Origin of the sequence: Stenotrophomonas sp. 364 (assembly GCF_009832905.1) — a bacterium.
Classification (GTDB): Bacteria; Pseudomonadota; Gammaproteobacteria; order Xanthomonadales; family Xanthomonadaceae; genus Stenotrophomonas; species Stenotrophomonas maltophilia_AP.
Map to the genome: position 1 here is coordinate 1,619,107 of NZ_CP047135.1, position 25,185 is coordinate 1,644,291.

The following is a 25,185-nucleotide window of genomic DNA, read 5'->3' on the forward strand; positions in this document are numbered from 1 at the left end:
GCGTCAGGATGCCAGCCAGACGATGCCCTCGGGCCTGTCGCCACCGCTGTGGAGAAAGGTGGCCACGGCGCTGAAGCACTGCTCGACCGCCACGCACCAGGAAAGCGGGTAGGTGTCCACCTGCCCGTTGCCGAGCACGTACTCGGCCGATCCGATGCGCGTGGCATCACCGCAGGAACGCACGCCGGCATCGCCTTCAACCGGGATGTACATCAGCCAGGCATGGACACCGTTGCGCAACATGCACAGGGTGGCACCGGTCGGGGCAGTCGCCCATAGCTCCAAGGCCGGCAGGGTGTGCGCCCGCGCGAGGGCTGCGTCCACCTGTGCTGGCGTTGCAGCGGCCACACTCTGGCCGTTGAGGTCCATCTCCATCGTGCTCGCGTTCCTTTGTTCGTCTGTTGCGTTCACCAGCGCGCTTCAAGCGTGCGGAACGGCTGCGCCAGCCGCACCCCGTCGGCATCGTAATCGCGCACCGCGCGGCCATCCACGCGCACGCTGGCCGGGCGCGTGCGTGCCGGCCACCACACGCGCACGGCACTCTGCCTGCGCAGGCCGGGACCCAGGGTGACCCGCAGCGTGCCGTCGTGCTGCCGCGCCTCCATCTGCAGGGTGCCATAGGCGGTGGGCAGGCGATCAACCGCCAGTCCTTCCCCGGCCACCCACGACGGTGGGGCGCCCGGCAACAGCGACAGCGCATCGTCGTCCTCGCGCATCAACATGCCGAACAGCGTGCGCCCGTACTCCGCGCCGATCCAGGTATGCGGCATGTCACCCAGATAGCGCGGGAAGCGCAGCCGCGAATGCACCACTTCGGCGAGCACCTGCCATTCCAGCGGGCGACGGTCGTGCAGCAGGCCCTGCAGCAGCTCGTCGGCGGCGTCGGGCTGGTTGAGATGCACGTAGCTGAGCACGTTGCGGATTTCATACGGGGTGTAGGCATACAGCGCCCCCGGCTGGTTGCGCTTGCGCACGTCGTCCAGGTAGCGCGCGAACGTGGTACGCAGCGCCTCGGCGGGCAGCACGTCCTGCGCGCCGGTGGGGTCCAGTGCGATCGACACACCGGTCGGGTCGCCGTCGCCCAGGTCGGCCGAGGAGGGGATGAAGTCGATGCCCTTCCAGGCCATGGTGGCGCGGATCGAGGCGGCCAGTGCATCGTGCAGTGCGGTGTATTGTTCGCGCGCCCAGCGGGCGGTGTCGGGGTCGCCCAGCGAGTCGGCCAGCCACGCGCCGTCGTGCCAGCCCTTCAGGCCCCAATAGTCATCCCAGTAGCTGTGGGTGGGCGAGGGGTAGCCCTCGTGGCTGATCGACGGGGCCAGGATGCCGGCGAAGCGTTCCGGCGACGGTTGGCTGGCCATGTACCCCGGCACCAGCGTGCGCTCGCGCAGTTCCTGCAGGAAGCGCAGCGCGGCCTTCACCTTGGGCAGGTAGGCACGCACCGATTCGGGGCCACCGTCCAGCCGCGCCACGTCGGCGACCAGCGAGACGTACTGGCCCTGGCTGTCATATTCGATGTCCGAGCCGAAGCCGGTGTTGACGCTGCCGTCGTCGTTGAGGATTGGCGAGACCAGGCCGTTGGCGTGCACGCCGTGCGCGCTGTACCAGGCCAGGTAATCGCGCGCGACCTTCGCCTCGCCCATGCGCAGCAGCACGGCGGAGGTGGCCATGCCATCGCGGATGAAAGAGCGGTTGTAGTTGCGCGGCCCCGGCTGCATGGCCGGGCCGGTCTGGTTGATGAGCATGTACGCCGCCTGCGCACGCAGCATGTCCACCAGCGACGGATCGGGCAGGCGCAGGCCGACCTGGCCGAGCCGTGCCTGCCAGTCCGCCGACACCTCGGTGGCCAGCGCGTCGTAGGCCGCGTCGGGGTCGGCGGGCAGGGTGGCCAGGTCCAGCGCGGGTGCATCGGGCAGGCTGCCGTTGGCGGCGGTCGCCGCAGTGCCCAGCGGGAAGGCCAGCACCACGGCGCGGCTCGCGCCAGGCGCAAGCTGCACGCGATAGGCGAGCGCGGCGGCGGCCAGGCCGTCGGCATCGTCGGCGTGCTGGGCGGCCGGAAGCGTGCCGGTGGCGATGGCCGTGGTGATCTCGCTGCTGCCTTCGTTGCCGAACGGGGCCGCACCGGCGGCATCGACCGGCGTCAGCGACTGCAGCAGCGGTCGCCCATTGATGCGCACCGCGCGGCCTTCGATGGCCACCTCGCGGATCGGCGACAGGCCGCCGTTCTGCCACGGCGGATTCATCTGCATCGGGCGTACGGCCAGCGTCAGCGTGCCCATCACCGGCGTAGCGCCGGTATTGCGCAGCCGATGGCGCACGAACGTGACCGGTTGGCCGCCGCGCTCGATGGCGAAGGTTTCGCTCTGCAGTTCCAGCCCGGGTTGCGGCGACCAGGTGGCCGACGGCATCGGTTTCCAGCCATCGCGCAGGGCGTGTTTCACCGGCGCTGCGGCGGCGCCGGCCGTGGTGCCATCGGCGTTGCGCCAGATCGGCTGTACCAGCGGCGCACCCTTGAACGCTTCAAGGTTGCCGTACTCGTCGAAGATCGATTTCTGCCGGCCGGCGTGCACGCCCACGGCGGTCCAGTAGGTCTGCTGCAGGTGCAGCGAGGTGGGGAACAAGGCGCGTTGCGCGCCGCTGGCGGCGACCTGGTAGCGCTTCATCGGGGTCATCACCGCGGCCGGGCCGAGCAGGCGCAGTCGCCCGATCCGCGGAGCATTGCCGGCCACGGTCAGGCGCAGTGCCTTCGCGGTCACCGGTGCGTTGCCGGCCAACCAGCTCTGGGTACGGCTGCCGGCCTGGAGGTCACCGGCCAGGTCGATCCAGCGGCCGGTGGCGTCCTGGGCCTGCAGGCGGGCGGCGCCGTGGCCGCCGGCCCAGTCCACTGCCAGCCCGGTGGTGGGCTGCGCGCGTGGCAGTGAAATGTCCAGCCGCGATTGCCCGCCGGTCTGCGCGGGAAGGGCAACGCTGGCCCCGCCCTGCCAGAGCGACGCCGCCTGGCCCGGATCGAGCCCGGCCACGCGTGCCGCCGCCGTGGTATCCAGCGGCTCCAGCTCGAAGATCGATACGCCCCAGTCGGAGGTCTTGTCCGGGCTGGCCAGGCGTAGATAACGGGCCTGGCGGGGCGCGAAGAACAGCGTTTCGATCCCGCCCAGCGAATCGCGCATGGTGTAGGCGGGCTGCCACTGCGTGCCGTCCATTGAGGTCTGCAGCGTGTAGCCCTCCGGGTTGGAGACGTCCCAGGTGATCCGCGCGCCGCCCAACTGGGCGGGGGCGCCCAGATCCACCTGGAACCAGTGGCCCGGGCTGAAGGCGCCGCCGGTGACCGTCCTTGGGTTGCCGTCGATCAGGTGGCTGACCGCCATCGCCGGCACCTGCTGCGAGGAACTGCTGGCCTGCCACTGGGTGCGGGGCGGCAGGTTCTGCGCCAGGCCGGTGGCAGCCAGCGCCAGTGCGGGAAAGAGCAGGGCACGGGCCAGATGGCGGGGCGCGGGCGGAAGAGTCCAGCGTTGAGCATGCAGCCGCATCGATGCGCTCCCGGTCAGCAGGCCCCAACGGCGGGGCAGGGACACGCTAGCAGGGGTTGTAATCGTTTACATGACGCGTCGCAATATCAGGGTTCGGCGATCGCGGGCGGCCGCATCACCCCATCGCGGCCACGATCTGCTCGCGCAGCCAGCGGTGGGCCGGGTCCCGGTGTACGCGCGCGTGCCACAGCATCACCATCTCGAAACCGGGTACATCGATGGGCGCCTCCACGGCCTTCAGCGCGGGGTCCTGCGCCACCAGCCGCGACGGCATCATCGCCACCAGGTCGGTGTGCAGAAGCGCGCCGCGCAAAAACAGGAAGTGCGGCACCGACAGCACGACGTTGCGGCGCGCACCTGCGTGCGCCAGTGCGGTATCGGTATTGCCGTGGAAGCCGCCGCCGTCGGGCGAGACGATCACGTGGTCGAGCGCGCAGAACTGCTTGAGCGTGGGGCGGCGCTTGAGCCGGGGGTGGTCGCGGCGGCCCGCCAGCACGTAGCGCTCCTGGAACAGCGGCCGATGGTGCAGGCCGGGCGGCGCTTCGGAGGTAATGTGGATGGCCAGGTCGATGTCACCGCGCTCGCACTGCGGCACCATCTGCACCGGCGCCAGGCCCACCACGGCCAGGCGCGCTCCCGGCGCGGCCTGACGCAGCGCTGGAAGCGCGGGCAGCACCACGGTTGTTTCGCCGAAGTCCGATGCCATGATCCGCCACGTGAGCCGTGCCTGGCCCGGGTCGAAGGACTGCATCGGCGCCAACGCGCGCTGCAGGGCCGCCAACGCTTCTGCCAGCGGGCCGCGCAGGGTGTCGGCACGTGCGGTGCTGCGCATCCCGCGCGGACCCGGCAACAGCAGCGGGTCGTCGAACAGCGCCCGCAGCTTGGCCAGCTGCACGCTTACCGTCGGCTGGGCCAGGTGCAGGCGTTCGGCGGCGCGGGTGACGTTCTGTTCATCGAGCAGCGCCTGAAGCGTCACCAGCAGGTTGAGGTCGACACGTCGCAGGATATTGTCCATGGCAATGCCTGGGATTGCGGGAATTCATTTCCACTATATCGGAACGCCACACACCATCACCGCATTCCCCCACTGGAGTGCCCATGAACGTCCTGATTGTCTACGCCCATCCCGAATCCACATCGCTCAACGGCGCCTTGAAGTCCTTCACTGTCGACCGTCTGCAGCAGGCCGGCCACTCCGTCCAGGTCTCCGATCTCTACGCCATGCAGTGGAAATCCCAAGTGGATGCGGATGACCATGTAGGCCGCGATCCTGCGCTTCCCTTCCACGCCTCGCTGGATTCGCGCCAGGCATTTACAACCGGCAGGCAGAGCGCGGATATCGCGGCCGAACAGGACAAACTGCGCTGGGCGGACGCGGTGATCCTGCAGTTTCCGCTGTGGTGGTTCTCGATGCCGGCGATCCTGAAAGGGTGGGTCGATCGCGTGTATGCCTACGGTTTCGCCTATGGCGTCGGCGAGCATTCCGACAGCCACTGGGGCGACCGCTACGGCGAGGGCGCCATGACCGGCAAACGCGCCATGCTGGTGGTCACCACCGGAGGCTGGGCGTCGCACTATGGTCCGCGCGGCATCAACGGCCCGATCGACGACGTGCTGTTCCCCATCCAGCACGGCATCCTGTTCTATCCCGGATTCGACGTACTCCCGGCGCATGTGATCTACCGCAGCAGCCGCGTCGATGCCGACTCTTACCCGTATGAGCTGGAAAAGCTGGGCGCACGCCTGGATGGCCTGGCCAGCGATCCAGTCATTGCCTACCGGCGCCAGAACGGCGGTGACTACCGGATTCCCGAGCTGAGCCTGCGCGATGAACTGGCCGTGGGCCAGACCGGCCTTGCGGTGCATATCGCGTCTTGAGCGACCGGCCGGCGGCACGTCCCCTTGCATTTCGTGTGGCCGGCCGCACGATGGACGTATGCCGCCATCCACGATCCTTCCGCACGACACGGGCAAGGTGCCTTTTCCGAACCCGTGGCGCGAGCGGCTGGCCGGGTGCCGCATCGACGCCGAGGCAATCGGCGCCTCGCGCGCGGATGTGTACCGTGTGCAGGGCGGGCGCGGCTGCGATGTCTTCATCAAACGCGAGCCGGCCGACGATCCCTTCGGTGAGCTGCACGATGAGGTCGCGCGCCTGCAGTGGCTGCAGACGCAGGGCATGGAAGCCGCGCAGGTACTGGATACGCACGACGATGCCAACGGGCGCTGGTTGCTGATGCGCGCGGTGCCGGGCCGTGACCTGGCCTCGTCACCGGACCTCGCCCCGCTGCAGGTGGTGCACCTGATGGCGGACGCCTTGCAGGCGCTGCACAGGCTGCCGACGGATCGCTGCCCGTTCGATCACCGGCTGCCGCATCGCCTGGCGGCGGCGCGGGCGCGGATGGAGGCCGGCGTAGTGGATGCCGAGGACTTCGACGACGCACGCGCGGGGCAGACGGTGGAGCAGGTCTTCGCGGCGCTGCTGGCGAGCGTGCCGACCCGGGCGGACCTGGTCGTCACCCACGGCGACGCCTGCCTGCCCAACCTGATGGCGGCGCAGGGGCGCTTCACCGGATTCATCGACTGCGGGCGGTTGGGCGTGGCCGATCGCCACCAGGACCTTGCGCTTGCCGCGCGCAGCATCGCCAGCAACCTGGGGGGACAGTGGGTTGCGCCCTTCTTTGCGCGCTACGGCACCTTGCCGGATACCGCGCTACTGGCCTTCTACTGTCTGCTCGACGAGTTCTTCTAAGCCTGCCCACTTGACGCATCGTCAAGTGCACGGCCCGGCAACGTGACGCACTGCGGGTTCCGTCGCCGTCCGCCGTTGCCCAGACTTTCCCGGTGCCAGCGCAGTTCCGCTGCTGGCGATGACATAACCGGGGCCTTTGATGATCAGTATTCCTGTGTCGGACACGTCGCACGCACGCATCCGCCGTTTCTCGCGCTGGCTGTGCGCCATCGGCTATGCCGTGCTGGCCCTCGGGTTCGCATGGACCGCGCTGAGCGGTCACCGCAACGCCGAGGCCATCCTCAAGGACGCGGTGACCGTGCAGGCACCGGTACAGCTGGATCGCATCGACGAGCACCGGCGCAAGGGCCGGGTCAGCCACGAATACCAGTTCCAGTACCAGTTCAACGTCGATGGCGTAGCGCACACCGGCACATTCACCACCAGCGAAGACAATGCCGCGCCGTACCTGGAAGAGGGCGCGCAGGTGCACGTGGCATATTCGCGGGCGCAGCCAGCGCGCTTCGACCGGCTCGAGCGGCTGCAGAGCCAGCAACGCCTCGGTGATGTACTGGGGCGGTTGTCGGTAGGGGTGCTGCTGCTGGGTGTCCTGGTCTTCGTGGTGTACCTGCTGCTGACACGCAAGCTGTTCGTGCCGCGTGCACCTGCCGCTGCAGCCGCACCTTGACCCCGGCCGTTACGCAGGTGGTTGACAGTGCAGGCGGCCACGGTAGGGTGGCCGCTTCCCCTCCGTTCTGGTCGCTTCCGATGGCTGTTCCCGCATTCGCCGAGCTGCTGTCGCGCCACATGCGTCGCATCCGCGCCAGTGCGGGGGGCGTGGCCGCCGAGATCGGCATCAGCCGGGAAGCGGTCAACAACTGGCGCTCGGGCGCGTCGCTGCCCAGCCGCCGCCACCGCGACCGGGTGCTGGGCTGCTGCAACTACCTGCGCCTGACCGAAGCGGAAAGCAACGCGCTGTTGTGTTCGGCCGGTTTCGAGCCCGAGTTCCCGGTGGAGCCGGCCGTCGCACTGCCCGTGCGCAACGCGACGCCGCCCACGGTGCTGCACCTGCTGGACCGCCTGCAGCAGTTGCGGCCTTACCCGGTCTGCCTGCTGCTGACCCAGGCGCACTGGGGACAGCCGCCCGAACGCGAGGCGATCCTGGCCGAGGCTGTCGCGCGCTATGGCCACGACCGTGTGCTGCACCTGCAGCCGCCGTTCCGGGCAGGGGAGGGCGACGAGGATTATTTCGCGCGGCTGGCCGAACAATGCGGGCTGGAAGGCGTGACCTCCGATGCCGGCTTTGAAGCGGCGCTGGCGCGCCGACTGCAGCAGCCCGGCAGCCTGTTCTGCCTGGTGAGCCGCTTCGAGCAGGGCGCAGCCGGGCCGCGCGATGTGCTGGCTGGCATCCTGCGCAGCCTCAGCGAGATGTACAGCGGCAAGCTGCACCTGTTGATCTGCGGTGGCGCAGCGCTGGCGGACCTGAAGTACCAGGGCGGCGACCTGTCGCTGCTCAACATCGCGGCCAGCGAGCAGTGGCCGGAGCTGGTCGTGGACGACCTGCAGCGCACTGCGCCCGACGTACCCGACTACCTGCTGGCGCGCGCGCTGCACCTCTCCGGCGGCCATCCACTGCTGGCCCAGGCCGCGCTCACCTTGTTGACCACGCCCTCGCCAGAGGCAGTGCTGGACGACGAGGCCGTGATCACGACCTTGTCCACCCATCCGCGGTTGTGGGAGGCGCTGCTGCCGGTGCTGCGTGAGGTCCACGCACGCGCCGCGATCGGCAGCTGGCTGGATCGCGCGCGGCTGGCGCCGGCGCGACCGTACTTGATCGACCCGCTGCTGCGCCAGCTGTATTGGGACAACCTGCTGGCGGTGCGCGTGCATGCCGACGGCGCGTGGCTGGAATGGCGATGCGACGCCGTGCGGCGCTGCGCACGCCACGTCATCGACAGCCTTGCCGAGCTGCCCGCATGAGCGCGGCGGGCGGCATGCTGCTGCGCTGGCGCACCTGGCGGCTGCTGCTGATCGCGGCCGCGACGTGGTTCATCGCCAGCCTGTTCGTGGCGCCGATGCTCAATCCCTGGGTGGCGTGGAAGATCACGCACGATGGCCAAAGCATGATGCTGATGCAGCGTGCCCGCATCGACACGATGTTCCTGCGCGAAGAAGCACAGGGCTATTGGGAGCGCGAAGGCGCATGGCCCACCGCCGTCGCCGTGCCGGGTGTGCATGATCCGGCCGAAGCGGTCGTGGTGGCCGAGGTGCCCGCACCGTTCGTGCTGCGGCTGCGCTTCACCGCTAAGTTTCCGGCCAGTGCGGGCCTGGCCGGCACCGCGCTGGACCACACCCTGGATCCTGCCAACGGACACTGGCGTTGCCAGCCGGGCACCCCGGCACCGCCCTCGCGCTGGCTGGCGCCGGACTGCCAGTCCAGCGCGCCCTGGACCATCATGGAATGGCTCTGCCTACTGCTGGGCATCACCGCGCTGTTGCTGATCGTGCTGGGCCTGATCTGGTTCCGCGCGCGCCCCGCTGTGGCCAGCATCCTGCATGCCCCGCGGCTATTGTTGCAGCAGCCCTTGCAAGCGCTGCCCGCACTGGACCGCCAGTTGGGCTGGCTGCGGCTGCGCGCGCGCGTTCTGGCGGACGTGGGCGTGGCCGGTGTGCGCTGGCGCGAAACCTTGCGCCACGTAGAGGCGCCCGCCGACGCCCAGGCTGCGCTGCTGGCCGCACGCATCGGCGCGGCGGATGCACCGGCGCAAGGCTGGACACTGCCCGGCTGCGTGCGTGAGTGGCGCCTGCCCGACACGCTGCCATTGGCGCTGGAGCGCCTCTGGGTGTACCTGCCCGATCCGGAGATGACCGGCGACGCCATCGTGCAGCAGCTGCGCGGCATGCCCAACGGCCAGGACGTGGTGCTGCTGGTCAGTCCGTCGCTGCAGGCCGAGCCGGCACTGATGGCCTACGCCGACGACCCGGCCAACCTCTGCGCCTGCCTGGACCAGGCGGCGCAGACCCGCTGGCTGCTGCAACCGGGCGCGGTGGCGTTGCTGGTCGCGCTGCTGGCGCGCCAGCTGAAGGTAACCCGCATATCGCCCTACCAGACCCATGGCGGCATCACCCGCCCGGCGGCGTTCTTCGGGCGTGAATCGTTGCTGGCGCGCGTGCTCAACCGGGAACCGGGCAACTACCTGCTGGTGGGCGGGCGGCAGCTGGGCAAGACCAGTCTGATGAAGGCGATCGAGCGACGCTTCGTTGGGCATCCGCACGTGCATTGCCGGTATCTGTCCCTGCGTGACCATCGCCTCGCCGTGCGGCTGGCTGTGGAGCTTGGCTTGCCCGAAGACACCGGCATCGACGTGCTGGTCGCGGCGATCTCGGCCAGCGCCGAGGGCCGGCGGGTGCTGCTGTTGATCGATGAAACCGACCTGTTCCTGCGTGATGAGGCCCAGCACGGCTACCCGCAGTTGTCCGCGTTGCGTGCCATCAGTGAAGAGGGGCGCTGCCACTTCATGCTGGCCGGGTTCTGGGATCTCTACGAAGCGGTGACACTGGATTTCGCCTCGCCACTGCGCAACTTTGGCGAGGTCATTCACGTGGGCGGGCTGGAAGACGAGGCCTGCCATGCGCTGGCCACCGAGCCTATGGCGCGGCTGGGCGTGCACTTCGCGGCGCTGGACCTGCCGCGTACGCTGGTGGCGGCCTGCGGTCGCCGCGCCAACCTGGTGGCGATCGTCTGTCAGCAGCTGCTGTCGCAGCTGGGGCGGGGCGAGCGGGTGATCGATGCCCGCCAGGTGCATGCGGCGCTTGGATCGGAGCCGGTGTTCGATGCGTTGGCCGGCTGGGCGCGGTTGACCCCCGACCCGATGGCGAACCGGATCGACCGCATCGTGGTGTATCGCCTGGCGTGCGCACAGTTGGGTCCGGGTGCAGAGCGCGGGGTTGCCCTGGAAGACGTGCTGGCCGACTTCGACGCGGCCGGCGTGGTGGTGGAGGCCGAAACACTGCGGCGCGCGCTGGCGCGGTTGCAGCTGGCGTATGTGATCCGGCGCGACGACAGCGGTGCGCGTTTCGTGTTCGCGGTGCCGCTGTTTGCCACGCAGTTCCAGCTGGAGGAGGCACGTGCGCTCCAGCAGCGCGAACTGCAGGCGCTGGCGTCGGTAGCGACGTCCACGTGACCGCGCCAGGCGCGGTTGCTTGCCCGCCGTGGCGTGTGCGCGAATGGTGTTCCGCCCGCGATGGCTTTGTGCAAGACTCATTCCCTGACCCCGGCGTTGCAAGGACGGAAAGCGCATGCAGTTTTTTGCCCTGGATAATTTTGCAGGACTGGTAAACCAGACGTTCGAGGTGGCACTGGGCGATGTGGGAAACACCTCGTTCGTACTGGTCGAGGCGCGCCCGTTGCAGCCGGGTGAGTCAATGCCCGGGCAGGTGCGCGCGCCCTTCTCGCTGCTGTTCCGCCACGAAGCGGCGATCGTGTTCCCGCAGAAGACCTATCCGATGCAGCATGCAGCGCTGGGAGAGTTCGGCATCTTCCTGGTGCCCATCGCGCGTGATCGCACCGGGTTCATCTACCAGGCACTGTTCAACTGAGTGCCTGGCGCATTGCCAGGCGCAGCGTGTCGCCGCCAACGCTGGTAAAGCCCAATCGCTGATACAGCCGAAGTGCGCCCGCATTCTCACGCAGCACGCTCAACTCCACGGCGTTGCACGCGCCATCCCGTGCCAGCTGCTGCACATGTGCAAGCAGGGCGGTGCCTACGCCCTGTCCACGCACCGCCGACAACAGCAGGATGTCGATGATGTGCAGCGTATCGCGGTCGGCATGCAGGTAGAGCCGGCCCAGCGGGCTGCCGGCGCGCTCCACGATCAGAAACGCCGCATTGGCGTAATGCCCGATGTAGTGGCGATGTTGCAGGTCGAACTGGCTGTCCAGAAACGCACGGCGTGCCACGTCCGGCCAGGGCACCGTGGCAAGCTCCGCCGCACGCGACTGGTGGTACAGGTCACGCATGAACGGCATGTCATGTTCCAGGGCAGCGCGCAGCGTGATGCCATGGGCGTGCAACGGCGACGTCGCCGCCACGGGATGTGGCAGCGACGTCGGGAAGCCCGGCAGTGATGGGTGGCCGGATGTCACGGACGTTGAGGGAAGATGCCCCTCAGCGCGATGCAGAAGTTCACCGTCAGGTAGGGCTGCCGGTTTTCGTGGGGCAGACTGCCACCGGCCACGCCCACCATCGACGGCGCGAAACCTGCGTTGGCCGGCGTGGCGTCGGCAAAGGGCGCTGTGGCGGTGGGAATGGTCACGGCGTCGCCTTGGAGCGGCGTTCCATGCAGCTTGGTTGCGTCTCGCTGTGCGTAAATGGTCACCGCATGGCTGTGCCGCGGCATCTCGCTTTCCAGCAGGGTAACGCTGGTAGTGCCAAACACCTCGCCAAGCGTCCGATCCGAGAGCGCAGGACCCTGGCCCTGTCCGCAGGCGGTGAACCCCTGCAGGTTGGGCAGTGCGAAGGTGGTCCGCCCATCGCCGCCGTAGTTGGTGCCAAGCAGCGAAAAGAGCGCTGTATTCTGGGAGATGGGCAGCAGTTGGCCGGCGCACAGCGCCCATTGAGCCGGCGCGAAGTCGAAGCCGAACATCTGGATTTCGCCGAGAAACTGGTCAGACATAAGTGGAATTCCCTGTGGATTTGCGGCAGTCCATGGTGGTCGTGCGCGGGCTCAACTCTGTGACGGATAAATGCCGAACAGGCTGATGCAGTACCGCAGGGTCAGTGTCGGCATGAGGTTGTCGTGGGGCTGGCTGCCGCCGCTGAACGACAGCATGGTTGCTGCCAGCCCGCGACTGGCCACGCCGTTGATGTCGCTGGTGTACATGGTGTCTCCGCTGATCCCACCCAGGACGGTGCTGGTCGATGGGGCCTGCGCGGAGGCGGCGGCGTCGGTGGCCACCATGGGGTGGCTATGGGCCGGCAATTGCGTCAGTTGCAGCGTCACGGTTTCGCTGCCTGCCACGCTGCCCAGTGCACGGGGTGTACCACCACCGGGCATGGTGCCCTGGTGCAGCGGCACACGGCCTCGCAGGTCGGGTACGGCGAACGTGTTGATGCCGTCCCCGCCGTAGGTGGTGCCGATGAGGTTGAACAGGACGTCGTACTCGGCAATCGACAGCAGTGCGCCATTGCAGTCCTGCCAGCCGACCGGGGCGAAGGTAAAGGGAAGCAGCCGGATTTCGCCGACGTAGGGATTGCTCATTGCAGGTCTCCGGTCAGCCGCGCGAAGGAAAAATGCCCGACAGCAACATGCAGAAATTCAGCACGCTGTAGGGCTGCATGTTGTCGTGCGCCTGGTTGCCACCACTGCTGGAAACCGTGGCGGGATTCAACGTCACCAGGTGCCCGTTTGCCGGGCCATAAAGTGGACTGCCGGCCTTCGCGTACAGGTTGTCGACCGGGTTGCGCGCGGTGCCATCGGCGCCGGTGGCGGCGGCAACATGCGTGTGCATGGGTATCTGGGTCTGCTGGAGCGTTACCGTTTCCACCCCGCCGAGGCTGCCGATCGGATTCTCTGGACTTTGCCCGACCGGAACCCGGCCGCGCATGTCAGGCAATGCGAACGTGGTCTGCCCATTTCCTCCAAATCTGGTGCCCAGCAGGCTGAACAATGCCTGGTTCTGGTTGATCGGCAGCATCGCGCCATTGCATTGCGCAGTTTGCCTGGGCGGAAACCCAAACGAGTAAATGACTATCTGGCCAAGAAATGAATCGGACACCGTGAATATCCCCTTTCCTGTACTACTCCCGCTCCTGACCCCGAGCGTGGCTGTACTGTTCATCAAACAGGACATACTTGACAAGTGCTGCCGCTGGTTACCTACTACGCCCGCCGGGGGGCGTTTTCGTGGGGAAGTGCGGCCCTGGTTTCAGGGGATAAACTCATGGCACAGGGAACGTGGGTCCAGCGCGCTGCGCTGGCCGTGGTGAATCAGCTGTCGGCATTCAAACTGCGTCGCGTCATTATATTGACGCCGCTGTGGATGGCGTTGCTGTGGTCGGCCAGCGTGCATGCGGCCAATTGCCCGGACATGGTGGTTCCCGATTCGCGTACCAACCCGTCCACCTCGCCCATGGCCTCCGGCGGCACCATCGTCATCGATGCAAGCCACTGCGACTCCTTCGGCGGCATCGGGGGCAGTGGCCCGGGAGGCAATCCGAACAACTACGCCACCCCCCACGGCCAGGTGAGCGTGAACCCGCTGACCAACCAGGTCACCTACACGAACAACGGCAGTGGCGCGCCGGTGGACAATTTCACCTTCAAGGATGACAACGGCGACATCATCAATGTCACGGTGAGCATCGGCGCCGCATCGTCGCCGATCACTGTCACGCCGGCCAACGCCCCCAAGCCGGTCATCGGTGCCAGCTACACGCTGTCCATGGGCAGCAGCGGCGGCACCGCTCCCTACGTCTACACCCTGGGCGCGGCGTCGCTCCCGCCGGGCATCACCTTCAGCAACGGCACCTTCTCTGGTGTCGCCAGTGGCGGCGGCACCTATTCGGCCACGGTGAATGTCACCGATGCAGCCAGCCTGAGTACCAGCAAGACCTATACATTCGTGGTGGACACCCCGACCATCACATTGCAGCCCCCGCCGACGATGACCGTGAACGTGCCTTACAGCCATCAGCTGGTCGGGCAGGGCGGAACGGCGCCGTACACCACATTCGCCCTGGACACCGGCAGCCTGCCGCCGGGCATAGCGTTGAGTGCCGCCGGCGTGCTGGCGGGCACTCCCACGGCAGTGGGCAGTTACGCCTCCTCCATCAGCGCCTTTGACAGCAGCACCGGCACTGGACCATATCGCAACGCAACGAGCTTCACGATGGTGGTCTCGGCGGCCCCGCCGATTGTCATCGCGCCCACGACGTTGCCAGACGCGGGCGTGGCCACTGCCTATAGCACCGCGCTGACCGCCACCGGCGGCAACAGCGGGCCGTATACCTATGCGGTGACCGCTGGCGCATTGCCCGCAGGTCTCACGCTGGGCACCACTGGCACCCTGAGCGGCACGCCGACCGCAGGCGGTACCTTCAATTTCACTGTGCGTGCCACCGACAGTGCCAGTAATACGGGGTCGAGGGCGTACGCGCTGGTCGTGTCCGCACCGACAATTTCAATTGCGCCCACCACCTTGCCCACGCTTACCCGCAACGCCGCCTATAGCCAGACCATTACCGCATCGGGTGGCACGGGGACGTACACCTACGCTGTTACTGCTGGCGCGACGCCGGTGGGCATCACGTTGTCCGGGACGGGCGTGCTGTCCGGCACGCCCACCACCGCAGGTTCCTACGCGTTCACCATCACGGCTACCGACAGCAGTACCGGCAGCGGCCCTTACACCGGCTCGCGTGCCTACAGCGTCACGGTGCTGCAGGACGCCCCGGTGCTCGGGCCGGCAACGCTGCCCGGTGGCATTGCCGGAGCTGCCTACGCCCAATCCCTCACGGTCACGGGCGGAGCAGGGGCGCCGTATACGTTTGCGATCGTCGCTGGCTCCTTGCCGAGCGGTCTGGCTTTGAACACCAGCACCGGGCAGATCTCCGGCACGCCCACCGCCGTAGGATCGTTCCCGGTCACGATGCAGGTCACCGATGCCGGCGCCTTCACCGGCCAGCGGGCGTATACGATCACCATCGCCCCGCCCGTCCTTGCCATCGCACCGTCGAGCGCGACGCTGAATAGTCCTTACGGGTCGGCCTTCAGCCAGACCTTCAGCGCCAGTGGTGGCACGGGCCCCTATGCCTATTCGGTCAGTGGTGCGTTGCCCAGTGGCCTTATCTTCACTCCGGCCACCGGCGTGCTGTCCGGCACGCCAACCCAGACGGGTACGTTCCCGATCACGGTCAGCGTGACAGATGCGACAACGGGCGCAGGCGCGCCGTACACGGCCAGCCGCTCCTATACGCTCAATGTGGCCGCGCCAACCATTGCGATTGCACCGTCGACGCTGCCCGCCGGCGCAGCGGGCTCCTCCTATTCGCAGACCCTGACCGCCAGCGGTGGCGTGGCGCCGTACACCTTCCAGGTCACTGCGGGCAATCTTCCGGCCGGCGTGTCGCTGTCGGCGTCCGGGGTGCTGTCGGGCACGCCGACCGCGGCCGGCACGTTCAACGTGACCGTGCAGGCCCGCGATGCCAACCTGCAGGCCGGTCAGCGCGCCTACGCCATCATCATCGCTGCGCCCACGCTGAGCCTGTCGCCGACAGGCGGCAGCACCCTGTCGGCTGCCTACGGCGTGGCGTACAGCCAGAGCTTCACCGCCGTGGGTGGCAACGGGCCCTATGCCTACTCCTTGAGTGGCGCAGTACCCGCGGGTGTGAGCTTCAACAGCAGTACCGGCACGTTGTCCGGTACGCCGGTGCAGACCGGGAGTTTCCCGCTGACCGTCACCGCCACCGACAGCAGCACAGGCGCCGGTGCGCCGTTCAGTGTCTCGGACAATTACACGCTGGCTGTGGCCGCGCCTACCGTCGTGATTTCGCCGGCGACGTTGCCTCCGGGTAGTGTTGGGATTGCGTATGCACAGACAGTAACGGCCAGCGGCGGTATAGCGCCGTATACCTTTGCCGTCACCGCAGGCGCGTTGCCGGCCGGCATGACGTTGTCGTCCGCGGGCGTTGTCAGCGGCACGCCCACGGCGGGCGGCTCGTTCAACTGGACCGTCACGGCCACCGACGCCGGCAGCATGACGGGCGCGCGCGCCTACACCATGACGATCAGTGCACCCACCATCGGCATCACGCCAACGACGCTGCCCAACCCCACCCAGGGCGCGGCCTACAGCGCGGCGCTGAGTGCCAGTGGCGGCACGGCACCGTATACCTTCAGCGTCGTCGCGGGTGCATTGCCCGTTGGCATGACCCTCAACAGTAACGGCACGTTGTCCGGCACGCCCTCCAGTGCAGGTCCGTACGCGTTCACCGTGGAGGCCACCGACAGCAGCACCGGGATCGGGCCGTTCACCGGCAGCCGTAACTACAGCGGCACCGTGCAGCCCGGCATTCCGGTGCTCAATCCGGCCACTCTGCCCAACGGGGCGATCGGTGCGGCGTACACGGCGACCTTGTCGGTGACCCAGGGGGCTGGCGCGCCGTATACCTTCAGCCTCGTGTCAGGCGCACTGCCCAACGGCCTCACCCTGAGCAGCGGTGGCGTGATTTCCGGTACGCCCAACACGGCCGGCTCGTTTAACGCCGTGGTGCAGGTGACCGATGCCGCCGCACAGGTCGGGCAACGCAGCTACACCCTCACCATCGGTGCGCCGAGCCTGACCCTGTCGCCGGCGGCAGGCGCGCTCAACGCCACCTATGCGGCTGCCTACAGCCAGACGTTCAGCGCAGGCGGTGGTATCGCGCCTTACACCTACGCCGTGACCGCGGGTACGTTGCCGAACGGGATGTCGCTGGCGGCGGCCACCGGTGCGTTGTCGGGCACGCCCACCCAGACCGGTTCGTTCGCGGTCACGGTGACCGCGACCGATAGCAGCAGTGGCACGGGTGCACCCTTCAGCATCAGCCAGAACTACACCGTGATCGTCGCGTCGCCCGCCATCGCCATTGCGCCGACAACGGTGCCCGGCGGCACCGTGGCGATTCCGTACACGCAGGCCCTGTCCGCTACCGGCGGCATCGCGCCGTACACGTTCGCGATCAGCGCCGGCGCGCTGCCGGCCGGCGTGAGTCTGTCCGGCGCGGGTGTGCTGTCGGGCACGCCGACGGCCAGTGGCACGTTCAACACCACCGTGACGGCCACCGATGCCAACGGCCAGAGCGGCGCACGGGCGTACTCCGTGCAGGTCGCTGCGCCCACCATCGTCGTGGCCCCGGCAACGCTGCCGTCGCCAGCGCAGGGCCTGGCCTACAGCGCCACCTTCAGTGCAAGTGGCGGCGTGGCGCCGTACAGCTTCTCGGTCACCGGTGCGTTGCCGCCGGGTCTGTCGCTGACCAACGGCGGCGTGCTGTCCGGGACGCCGACCGCATCGGGCACCAGCACGTTCACCGTGCTGGCCACCGACAGCTCGGGTGGGGCAGGGCCGCATACCGGCGCACAGAGCTACACGCTGAGCACGTCGGCCGGTCCGTCCATCGACCAGACCAGCGTGCCGGCCGCCACCGTGGGCAGCGCATACAGCACCACGCTCTCGGCCACGGGCGGCACCGCGCCGTACAGTTTCGCCCTGGTTTCCGGTGCGCTGCCTGCCGGCATCGTGCTCAGCAGCGGCGGCGCCTTCAGCGGTACGCCGACCCAGGCCGGCAGCTTCGCCGTCACCGTGCGCGTCACCGACAGCAATGGCATCACCAACCAGCAGGCCCTGATGCTTGTGGCCGGTGCACCGACGCTGGCGCTGACCCCGGCCGCGGGCAGCCTGCAGGCCGACTACGCGGTGGCCTACTCGACCCCCTTCGCCGGCAGTGGCGGCACCGCGCCGTACACCTACACCGCCACCGGTGCGTTGCCTGCCGGGATCAGCCTCAATGCAGCCACTGGCGTGTTGTCCGGAACGGCCACGCAGAGCGGCAACTTCCCGATTGCAGTAACCGTGACCGATTCCTCCACCGGTACCGGCGCACCGTTCCAGCGGATGCAGAACTACACGCTGGAGGTGGCCGCACCCAACCTGGTGGTAGCGCCGGGCAGCCTGCCCAACGCGGTGGTGGGCGCGGCCTACACGCAGACGCTGACCGCCAGCGGTGCGGTGGCGCCGTACACCTACACGCTGCAGGGCGGCAGCTTGCCTGCCGGGTTGCAGCTGGATGCGGCAAGCGGCGTGATGTCCGGTACGCCGGTCAGCGCCGGGAGCAGCACGCTGACGGTGCGCGCCACCGATGCCAATGGGCAATCGGTGGACCAGGCCTACACGTTGACCGTGGATCCGGCCCAGATCGTGATCGATCCGGCGGTGCTGGCCGCGCCGCAGGTGGGCCAGGCCTACCGGCATGCGTTCAGCGCCACCCGTGGCAACGGCAGCTACACCTGGAGCGTGACCACTGGCAGCCTGCCGACCGGATTGGCGTTGTCGGCCGACGGTGTGCTCAGCGGTACGCCCACCAGCATCGGCACCAGCACCTTCGTGCTCAGTGCCAGTGATGGGCAGAACTATCCCGGCACCCGCAGCATCACCCTGACCGTCAGCCAGGCGCAGGCCGTGGCGGCGGCGCAGACGGTGACGGTGCTGGCCGGCCAGACCATCACCTTCGATGCCACCACCGGTGCCAGCGGCGGGCCCTTCGACACCGCCGCCATTGCGGCTGCACCGGCCACCGGCAGTGCCAGCGTCGCCGGCCTGCAGATCAGCTACACGGCGCCGTTGGAGGCCCGTGGCACGGTTGGGTTCACCTACACGCTGGCCAACAGCAGCGGCGTGTCGGCCCCGGCGCAGGTGACGGTCACCATCAACCCGCAGCCGATCGCTGCCGCGCTCACGGCCAGTGGCCTGGCGGGCACCACCATCAGCGTGGAGCTCACCGAGGGCGCGCGCGGTGGCCCGTTCACCGCAGCCAACGTGGTGTCGGTGATGCCGGCCAACGCGGGCACGGCCACGGTGAAGGCAAGCGATGTCGGCTACCGGCTGGAGTTTGCCGCGGCCGGGGGATATGCCGGCGTGGCGCAGCTGGTGTACACGCTCAGCAACGCCTATGCGACCTCCGCACCGGCCACGCTAGCGGTGACCATCACCGCTCGCCCCGACCCGACCAAGGACGTTGAAGTGATGGGCATCCTGGATGCGCAGGCCGATGCAACCCGGCGCATGGCCAGCGGCCAGATCAACAACTTCCAGCGTCGTCTGGAAAGCCTGCATCGCGGCGGTGGCGACGGTTTCAGCAACGGCATCAGCCTGTCGTCGGCTTCGTCGGGACGGGCAGGGCAGCGAGGTAACCTTTCGGCGGTGGACCAGAGTCTGGCCGATTCCCTGCGCATGAACCTGATCGAGCCTGCAGCAGACCCGGCCGATGCCAGGGCCGGGGATGCCACCGGCGGCAATGGCGGCCTGCCCGGCGGCATTGCGGTGTGGACCGGCGGCGCGCTCAGCTTCGGCAATGGCAATAACCGCAACGGCCGCAGCTCGGCGGACTTCACCACGTCCGGCCTGAGCATGGGCGCAGACAGGCGCATCAGTGACAGGTTCGCGCTTGGCGCGGGCGTGGGCTATGGCCACGACAGCTCCGATGTCGGCAACAAGGGCAGCCACAGCAGTGTGGACAGCTACAGCGTGGCCACCTATGCCAGCTGGCGGCCGAGCCGCAACACCTACCTCGATGGCCTGGTGGGGTACCAATGGTTGTCGCTGGACGCGCGGCGCTTCGTTACAGGCAACGGCAACACGGTGCAGGGCAGCCGCGACGGACGCCAGCTGTTTGCCGCGCTGGCACTGGGCTACGAACACCGCAGCGAAACCCTGCTGCTATCGCCGTATGCACGACTGGACGTGGCCGACGCCACGCTGGACGGTTACACCGAGCAGGGCCGGGTGGGCGACACGCTCACCTATGACGAGCAGAAGCTGCGCACCAGCACGGGCAACCTGGGCCTGCGCAGCGAGTACCTGGTGCGCACCGACAGCGGTACCTGGTTGCCCGGCGCACGCATCGAGTTCCAGCGTGATTTCCAGGGCAGCAATGCGGCCACGTTGCGCTACAGCGACCTGCTGTCCGGGCCGGCCTATTCGGCGTCGCTGCGCGACCAGTCGCGCAGCCGCACGCTGCTCGGCATCGGGGCGCCGTTCCAGTCCACCTCCGGCTGGTTGTTCCGGTTCGAGTACCAGTTCCTGTTCGACAGCCAGGCGGGCGACGTGCAGTCGATCCTGATCGGCGCAGAGAAGAAGTTCCTGCCGTAACCCAACGCGCGCTGCCGTCCTGACGGCAGCGCGCAGCGGCGTGGTTCGTGATCGGTTGCGCTGTGCGCCGCCCGTGTTTCTGACATAGTGATGGCGTGTGCGTGCGACACGGCGGAGCGATGCTGCATCCTCAGGAATTGTCTTCTTCCCAGATTGGCGTGGCGTTGTCGCATGCATGGGGCGTGCAGGCCAACATGGTGGTGCAACGGCCGACCGGCGCCGATGCGGGCGCCACCGTGTACCAGGTGATCGCACGCGATGGCGCGCGCTGGTGGTTGAAGTGCCGGCGCTATGCCGTCGATGACGCCGTTTGGAAAGTGCTGCAGTACCTGCGCAACCAGCGCGGCCTGGCCGAGATCGCTGCGCCGCAGCCCACACGCGAGGGCGCGCCGGCCCTGCGCCTGGACGGCCTGCAATGGACGCTCTTTGCCTACGTCGAAGGCCAATCCGGGTTCGAATCGGCGCTGTCACAGGCGCAGTGGCGACGGTTGGGCGCGGTGCTGCGGCAGGTACACGACACGCCGTTGCCCGATGAACTTCGCGCCGGGCTGGCGCAGCCGGACTTCGATGACGACACGGCGGTGGAGCGGGTAGGCGCATGGCTGCATCGCAATGATGCGCGCTGGCCCGTGCGCGATGACCTCGCCGCTCAGTTCCTGCGCGCCTGGCAGCAGCATCGGCCACGTATTGGCGAGGTCTGGCAGCGCTGTGCGCAGCTGCGTGAGCGACTGCAGGGTCGTGCATGGGCGCGGGTGCTGTGTCATGGCGACCTGCATGCCGGCAACCTGCTGCTGCGTGCCGACCACGGGCTGTGCCTGATCGACTGGGACGACATGCTGCTGGCCCCGCGCGAACGCGACCTGATGTTCATCGGTGCGGGTGTGGGGGGGCGCTGGGGGCGCGATGACCCGCCGGGGTTCGCTGAGGGCTACGGCGCCGTGAGCATCGACCGCGACCGCCTTGCCTACTACCGGCATTGGCGCATCCTGCATGACGTGCAGGAGTTTCATGACCTGCTGCTGGAACCAGGTGCGGCGTCGCGCCCGCCGGCGCAGCGGCGCCAGGCCCTGCGCTACATGGAGGAGCAGTTTGCGCCGGGGAACGTGGTGGACAGCGCGACGCGCAGCTGGATGGCGGCCACCGGGCTGCCGGGGTAGCGCCACCCCACTGGTGGTTGTTGTGTGATCGGGATCGTTGGATGTCAGCCACCCATGGGGTGGCTCTACTCCCCTGGTTTGGCGCCGGCCGATGCGGCCTGCGAGGCGGCGCGCCGCACCAGTACCGCTTCACGATGGGCGATGTAGGCGTTGGCGCCCAGGATGATGCCGGCACCGATCACGGTCCAGCGGTCCAGGGTTTCGCCGAACAGCAGCCAGCCCAGCACGGCAACCAGCGGCAACTGCATGAAGCTGATCGGGGTCAGTGCCGAGACCTCGCCCAGGCGCAGCGCTCGCGTCCAGAGCAGCTGGCCCACCGTGCCGAACAGGCCCGTGGCAGCCAGCCACAGCCAGGCCATGCCGGTGGGCCACACCCAGAGGAACACGGCGGGAATCAGCGACAGCGGCACCCAGAACACGTAGGTGTAGAGCACCACGGCATCCGCGCTGTCCACGCGGGTGAGCTGCTTGATCTGGATCGCCACCAGCGAACTGAGTACCGCGGCCAGCACGGCCACCAGTGTGCCGGGGGAGAAGCTGGTCGAGCCCGGGCGCACGATGATCAGCACGCCGATGAAGCCGATGATCACCGCCGCCCAGCGTCGCGCGCGCACGGTTTCGCCGAGCCACAGCACCGCGGCGATGGTGACGAACAGCGGCGTGGAGTACGACAGCGAGATGGCCTGCGACATCGGCAGGTGGCCGATCGCCCAGAACGCGCACAGCATCGACGCCAGGCCGATCGTACTGCGCAGCAGGTAGCGCGGCAGCTGCTGGGTCTTCAGTGACGCGCGCCCCGGACGCAGCAGCATGGGCAGCAACGCCATCAGGCCGAAGGCGTTGCGGAAGAACGCCACTTCCTGGGTGGGCACCGAGCGGGTGGCGTAGCGGATGGCCACCGCCATCAGCCCGAACGCCAGCGTGCTGCCCAGCATCAACAGTGCCGCACGCAGGGGTGTGGGGGCAGGCAGGGCGAGTGGCGGTGTCACCACTGCGCGCCGATCAGGCGCGGCTCCGGTTCGATCGGGACGCCGAACTTTTCCAGCACCGAGGCCGAGATCTGCCGTGCCAGCGCCAGCAGCTGCTCGCCGGTGGCCGTGCCATGGTTGACCAGCACCAGCGCGTGGTGCGGCGACACGCCTGCGTCCCCCTCACGGTAGCCCTTCCAGCCACACGCCTCGATCATCCAGGCCGCCGACAGCTTGCGCCGGGTGTCCTGGTCGGCCGGGTACACCGGCAGGTCGGGGAAATGCTGCAGCACCACCTCCACCTGTTCCAGCGGCAGCACCGGATTCTTGAAGAAGCTGCCGGCATTGCCCAGTACGTCCGGGTCGGGCAGCTTGCGGCGGCGGATGTTGATCACCGCGTTGGCCACATCGGCGGCCACCGGCAATTCCACGCCCATCGCCTGCATCTCTTCCGTGATGCCGGCATAGCCCAGGCGCAGCGCGTGCAGCAAGGGTAGGCGCAGTTCAATCGCGGTGATCAGGTAGCGCTCCGGCATCTGCTTGAACACGCTGTCGCGGTAACCGAACTGGCAGGCCTCGGGATCCAGCCGGACCCACGCAGCCGTCTCGCGGTCCCAGGCTTCGACGGTCTGGATGAACTCGTCCACCTGCACGCCGTACGCGCCAATGTTCTGGATCGGGGAGGCGCCGGCCGTACCGGGAATCAATGCCAGGTTCTCCAGCCCGGACAGCCCGTTCTGCAGCGACCACATCACCAGCCCATGCCAGCTGACCCCGGCGCCGGCACGGACCACGGTGTGGTCGGCGCGGTGTTCCAGGATCTCGATGCTGCGGTTGGCAAACACCAGGACCGTGCCGTCCACGTTGCCGGCCAGCAGCACGTTGCTGCCACTGCCCAGCACCAGCAGCGGCGCGTCGGCGACCTGGGGCAGCGCCAGTACGTCCGGCAGCAGCGACGGGTCGTGCAGCTCCAGCAGCTGTGCCGCGCTTGCCTCCACGTGGAAGGTGTTGAGCGCCTTCAGCGATGCGTTCTCAGTCAGGGTCCAGGCAGGCATTGCGTCACTCATAGGGGGGCAACCGCACCGCGGCTGGGGGCCTCGCGGCGTCGGCGGATGGCTTCAACGCAGTCCTGCACCAGGGCCGGGCCGCGGAAAATCAGGCCGCTGTAGCACTGCACGAGGGCCGCACCGGCGGACATCTTGGCCACCGCGTCGGCACCGGACTGGATGCCACCGACGCCGATCAGCGGCATCGACTCGGGAAGGCGTGCGCGCAACCGGCGCAGCACCAGCGTGGACTGGCCCAGCAGCGGCGCGCCGGACAGACCACCTGCCTCCTGCGCGCGCGGATCACCGGCCACCGCACTGCGGTCGATCGTGGTGTTGGTGGCGATCACACCGTCCACCTTCAATTCGCTGAGCACGCGGGCGGCCGCATCGATGTCGCGGTCGCTCAGGTCCGGCGCCACCTTGACCAGCATCGGCACGCGCCGGCCATGCTTGGCGGCGAGGTTTTCCTGGCTGTCGCGCAGCTGCGAGATCAGCTGGCGCAGCGCCGTTTCTTCCTGCAGCTCGCGCAGGCCGGCCGTGTTCGGCGAGGAGATGTTGACAGTGATGTAGTCGGCCAGCGGATACACCTTCTGCAGGCAGTGCTGGTAGTCGTCGAACGCCTGCTCGTTGGGCGTGTCCTTGTTCTTCCCGATGTTGATGCCGAGCAGCCCGTGGCGGCGCTTGGCCCGTTCAACATTGCGCACCAGTGCATCCACGCCGAGGTTGTTGAACCCCATGCGGTTGATGATGGCCTGGTGTGCCGGCAGCCGGAACAGCCGCGGTTTCGGATTGCCTGCCTGCGGACGCGGGGTGATGGTGCCGATTTCGACGAAGCCGAACCCCAGCGCCAGCAGGGCATCGATGTGCTCGCCGTTCTTGTCCAGCCCGGCGGCCAGGCCGACCGGATTGGGGAACTCCAGGCCGAAGGCCTTGGTGGGCAGCGGTGCGATACGGCCGGCCAGCAGGGGCGTGGTGCCGGTGCGGTAGGCCATCTCCAGGCCGCTCAGGCCAAGGCCATGGGCGCGCTCTGCGTCGAAGGCGAACAGGAAGGGGCGGGCAAGCGAGTACATGGCGTTCTATCAGTCCAGCGTGCCGACAAAGGCACGGGTGTGGTATTCAAAGGCAACCTGGCCGTCCACGGCGTGGGCATCGAACAACTGCTGCAGCGCCTCCAGCATCGGCCCATGGCGCGGGTGGCCGACCTGGGGCGCGTAGGACGAGGACAGCAGGCGGCCGCGCAGGCCATCGAGGTCCATGCGCTGCACGTTGGGGAAGCTGGACAGGCCACGCAGGCCCGCACCGAACCAGGCACGCATGGCGTCGTCATCCTGGTAGCGCTCGGCGACCTGGGTGTAATCGGTGCCGAACTCCAGCAGCAGCTGTTCGTAGCCGATCAGGAACGGCGAGGCGTCCAGCAGGCGGGAATTCCAGAACACCAGCGCCATCCCACCGGGATGCAGGATGCGCGACCACTCGCGGCGCACCGCCACGGTATCGAACCAATGGAAGGCCTGGGCGGCAGCGACGAGGCCAACGCTGTCGTCGGCCAGGGTGGTGGCCTCGGCGGTGCCGTCGACCAGTTTCAGGCGCAGGTAATCGGGGGTCAGCCACTGCTCGGCGGCGGCGCGCATGGCGGCATTGGGCTCCACCGCGATGACCGGGTGGCCGCTGGCCAGGAACAGACGGGTGGAAATGCCGGTACCGGCGCCGATATCGGCGACCAGGGTTTCGGTGGGCACGCCGATATCGTGATGCAGCCAGTCCAGCAGGGCCGGCGGGTAATCGGGGCGGTAGCGAACGTAGTCGGCGACGCGGTTGCTGAAGCGTTCGGTCGAATCCGATGCACTCATGGG

Annotated in this window: 19 protein-coding genes; 8 read left to right on the top strand and 11 right to left on the bottom strand. The window is 68.2% G+C overall.

What is annotated here, in order from left to right; translation table 11 throughout:
• Positions 1-3: 3 nt before the first annotated feature.
• The 3 genes from GQ674_RS07595 to GQ674_RS07605 form a co-directional block, all read right to left on the bottom strand.
• Positions 4-375 carry an Imm1 family immunity protein gene (locus GQ674_RS07595; protein ID WP_159496568.1) on the bottom strand — a complete coding sequence of 124 codons (372 nt, stop codon included), beginning with the start codon at positions 373-375 and terminating at the stop codon, positions 4-6.
• 32 nt (positions 376-407) lie between these two features.
• Positions 408-3,524 carry a discoidin domain-containing protein gene (locus GQ674_RS07600; protein ID WP_159496569.1) on the bottom strand — a complete coding sequence of 1,039 codons (3,117 nt, stop codon included), beginning with the start codon at positions 3,522-3,524 and terminating at the stop codon, positions 408-410.
• 115 nt (positions 3,525-3,639) lie between these two features.
• A complete protein-coding gene (locus GQ674_RS07605; RefSeq protein ID WP_159496570.1) occupies positions 3,640-4,539 on the bottom strand; it encodes a LysR family transcriptional regulator in 900 nt (299 codons plus the stop codon).
• Positions 4,540-4,622: 83 nt separating this feature from the next.
• On the opposite strand from GQ674_RS07605, the gene GQ674_RS07610 reads away from it, so the two are divergent.
• The 6 genes from GQ674_RS07610 (at position 4,623) to GQ674_RS07635 (ending at position 10,851) form a co-directional block, all read left to right on the top strand.
• Positions 4,623-5,402: an NAD(P)H-dependent oxidoreductase gene (locus GQ674_RS07610; protein WP_159496571.1), complete on the top strand. Its 780-nt coding sequence runs from the start codon at positions 4,623-4,625 to the stop codon at positions 5,400-5,402.
• 97 nt (positions 5,403-5,499) lie between these two features.
• The gene (locus GQ674_RS07615) at positions 5,500-6,273 is read left to right on the top strand and encodes an APH(3')-II family aminoglycoside O-phosphotransferase (RefSeq protein ID WP_236546220.1); all 774 of its coding nucleotides are present in this window, start codon (positions 5,500-5,502) and stop codon (positions 6,271-6,273) included.
• 139 nt (positions 6,274-6,412) lie between these two features.
• Complete coding sequence (locus GQ674_RS07620) at positions 6,413-6,940, top strand: DUF3592 domain-containing protein (protein WP_159496573.1); 528 nt, start codon at positions 6,413-6,415, stop codon at positions 6,938-6,940.
• An 80-nt stretch (positions 6,941-7,020) separates the two neighbouring features.
• Positions 7,021-8,232, top strand: a complete 1,212-nt coding sequence (locus GQ674_RS07625) for a hypothetical protein (RefSeq protein ID WP_159496574.1) — start codon at positions 7,021-7,023, stop codon at positions 8,230-8,232.
• Positions 8,229-10,436, top strand: coding sequence for an ATP-binding protein (locus GQ674_RS07630; protein WP_159496575.1), 2,208 nt, complete (start codon positions 8,229-8,231; stop codon positions 10,434-10,436). The genes GQ674_RS07625 and GQ674_RS07630 overlap by 4 nt, the downstream gene beginning before the upstream one ends.
• A gap of 115 nt (positions 10,437-10,551) precedes the next feature.
• Entirely contained in the window at positions 10,552-10,851 is a 300-nt protein-coding gene (locus GQ674_RS07635) for a hypothetical protein (protein ID WP_159496576.1), read from the top strand.
• Here GQ674_RS07635 and GQ674_RS07640 read toward each other — a convergent pair.
• The 4 genes from GQ674_RS07640 to GQ674_RS07655 form a co-directional block, all read right to left on the bottom strand.
• Positions 10,844-11,281, bottom strand: coding sequence for a GNAT family N-acetyltransferase (locus tag GQ674_RS07640; protein WP_159496577.1), 438 nt, complete (start codon positions 11,279-11,281; stop codon positions 10,844-10,846). The genes GQ674_RS07635 and GQ674_RS07640 overlap by 8 nt on opposite strands.
• 113 nt (positions 11,282-11,394) lie before the next feature.
• The gene (locus tag GQ674_RS07645) at positions 11,395-11,928 is read right to left on the bottom strand and encodes a tail fiber protein (protein WP_159496578.1); all 534 of its coding nucleotides are present in this window, start codon (positions 11,926-11,928) and stop codon (positions 11,395-11,397) included.
• A 51-nt stretch (positions 11,929-11,979) separates the two neighbouring features.
• Complete coding sequence (locus tag GQ674_RS07650) at positions 11,980-12,513, bottom strand: tail fiber protein (protein ID WP_159496579.1); 534 nt, start codon at positions 12,511-12,513, stop codon at positions 11,980-11,982.
• A 13-nt stretch (positions 12,514-12,526) separates the two neighbouring features.
• Complete coding sequence (locus GQ674_RS07655) at positions 12,527-13,030, bottom strand: tail fiber protein (RefSeq protein WP_159496580.1); 504 nt, start codon at positions 13,028-13,030, stop codon at positions 12,527-12,529.
• A 165-nt stretch (positions 13,031-13,195) separates the two neighbouring features.
• On the opposite strand from GQ674_RS07655, the gene GQ674_RS07660 reads away from it, so the two are divergent.
• Together GQ674_RS07660 and GQ674_RS07665 are read left to right on the top strand one after the other, a co-directional pair.
• Complete coding sequence (locus GQ674_RS07660) at positions 13,196-20,158, top strand: putative Ig domain-containing protein (protein ID WP_159496581.1); 6,963 nt, start codon at positions 13,196-13,198, stop codon at positions 20,156-20,158.
• Between the two features lie 137 nt (positions 20,159-20,295).
• Positions 20,296-21,315, top strand: coding sequence for an aminoglycoside phosphotransferase family protein (locus GQ674_RS07665; RefSeq protein WP_236546221.1), 1,020 nt, complete (start codon positions 20,296-20,298; stop codon positions 21,313-21,315).
• Between the two features lie 65 nt (positions 21,316-21,380).
• On the opposite strand, the gene GQ674_RS07670 is transcribed toward GQ674_RS07665, so the two are convergent.
• From GQ674_RS07670 to GQ674_RS07685, 4 genes are read right to left on the bottom strand one after another with little or no spacing between them, the layout of a single operon-like run.
• A complete protein-coding gene (locus GQ674_RS07670) occupies positions 21,381-22,250 on the bottom strand; it encodes an EamA family transporter (protein WP_159499308.1) in 870 nt (289 codons plus the stop codon).
• A 50-nt stretch (positions 22,251-22,300) separates the two neighbouring features.
• Entirely contained in the window at positions 22,301-23,350 is a 1,050-nt protein-coding gene (gene murB / locus GQ674_RS07675) for a UDP-N-acetylmuramate dehydrogenase (protein ID WP_159496583.1), read from the bottom strand.
• Positions 23,347-24,402 (bottom strand): quinone-dependent dihydroorotate dehydrogenase, encoded by a 1,056-nt coding sequence (locus tag GQ674_RS07680; RefSeq protein ID WP_159496584.1) that lies wholly within the window; start codon positions 24,400-24,402, stop codon positions 23,347-23,349. Before GQ674_RS07680 ends, murB begins: the two co-directional genes overlap by 4 nt.
• A gap of 9 nt (positions 24,403-24,411) precedes the next feature.
• Entirely contained in the window at positions 24,412-25,182 is a 771-nt protein-coding gene (locus GQ674_RS07685) for a class I SAM-dependent methyltransferase (RefSeq protein ID WP_159496585.1), read from the bottom strand.
• Positions 25,183-25,185: the final 3 nt, after the last annotated feature.

Coding starts and splice junctions, on each gene's coding strand:
- GQ674_RS07645 (WP_159496578.1), bottom strand. CDS start 11,928: ATGTCTGACCAGTTTCTCGGCGAAATCCAGATGTTCGGCTTCGACTTC.
- GQ674_RS07640 (WP_159496577.1), bottom strand. CDS start 11,281: ATGCCGTTCATGCGTGACCTGTACCACCAGTCGCGTGCGGCGGAGCTT.
- GQ674_RS07685 (WP_159496585.1), bottom strand. CDS start 25,182: ATGAGTGCATCGGATTCGACCGAACGCTTCAGCAACCGCGTCGCCGAC.
- GQ674_RS07635 (WP_159496576.1), top strand. CDS start 10,552: ATGCAGTTTTTTGCCCTGGATAATTTTGCAGGACTGGTAAACCAGACG.
- GQ674_RS07630 (WP_159496575.1), top strand. CDS start 8,229: ATGAGCGCGGCGGGCGGCATGCTGCTGCGCTGGCGCACCTGGCGGCTG.
- GQ674_RS07680 (WP_159496584.1), bottom strand. CDS start 24,402: ATGTACTCGCTTGCCCGCCCCTTCCTGTTCGCCTTCGACGCAGAGCGC.
- GQ674_RS07670 (WP_159499308.1), bottom strand. CDS start 22,250: ATGCTGGGCAGCACGCTGGCGTTCGGGCTGATGGCGGTGGCCATCCGC.
- GQ674_RS07620 (WP_159496573.1), top strand. CDS start 6,413: ATGATCAGTATTCCTGTGTCGGACACGTCGCACGCACGCATCCGCCGT.
- GQ674_RS07625 (WP_159496574.1), top strand. CDS start 7,021: ATGGCTGTTCCCGCATTCGCCGAGCTGCTGTCGCGCCACATGCGTCGC.
- GQ674_RS07650 (WP_159496579.1), bottom strand. CDS start 12,513: ATGAGCAATCCCTACGTCGGCGAAATCCGGCTGCTTCCCTTTACCTTC.
- GQ674_RS07595 (WP_159496568.1), bottom strand. CDS start 375: ATGGAGATGGACCTCAACGGCCAGAGTGTGGCCGCTGCAACGCCAGCA.
- GQ674_RS07600 (WP_159496569.1), bottom strand. CDS start 3,524: ATGCGGCTGCATGCTCAACGCTGGACTCTTCCGCCCGCGCCCCGCCAT.
- GQ674_RS07605 (WP_159496570.1), bottom strand. CDS start 4,539: ATGGACAATATCCTGCGACGTGTCGACCTCAACCTGCTGGTGACGCTT.
- GQ674_RS07660 (WP_159496581.1), top strand. CDS start 13,196: ATGGCACAGGGAACGTGGGTCCAGCGCGCTGCGCTGGCCGTGGTGAAT.
- GQ674_RS07610 (WP_159496571.1), top strand. CDS start 4,623: ATGAACGTCCTGATTGTCTACGCCCATCCCGAATCCACATCGCTCAAC.
- murB (WP_159496583.1), bottom strand. CDS start 23,350: ATGAGTGACGCAATGCCTGCCTGGACCCTGACTGAGAACGCATCGCTG.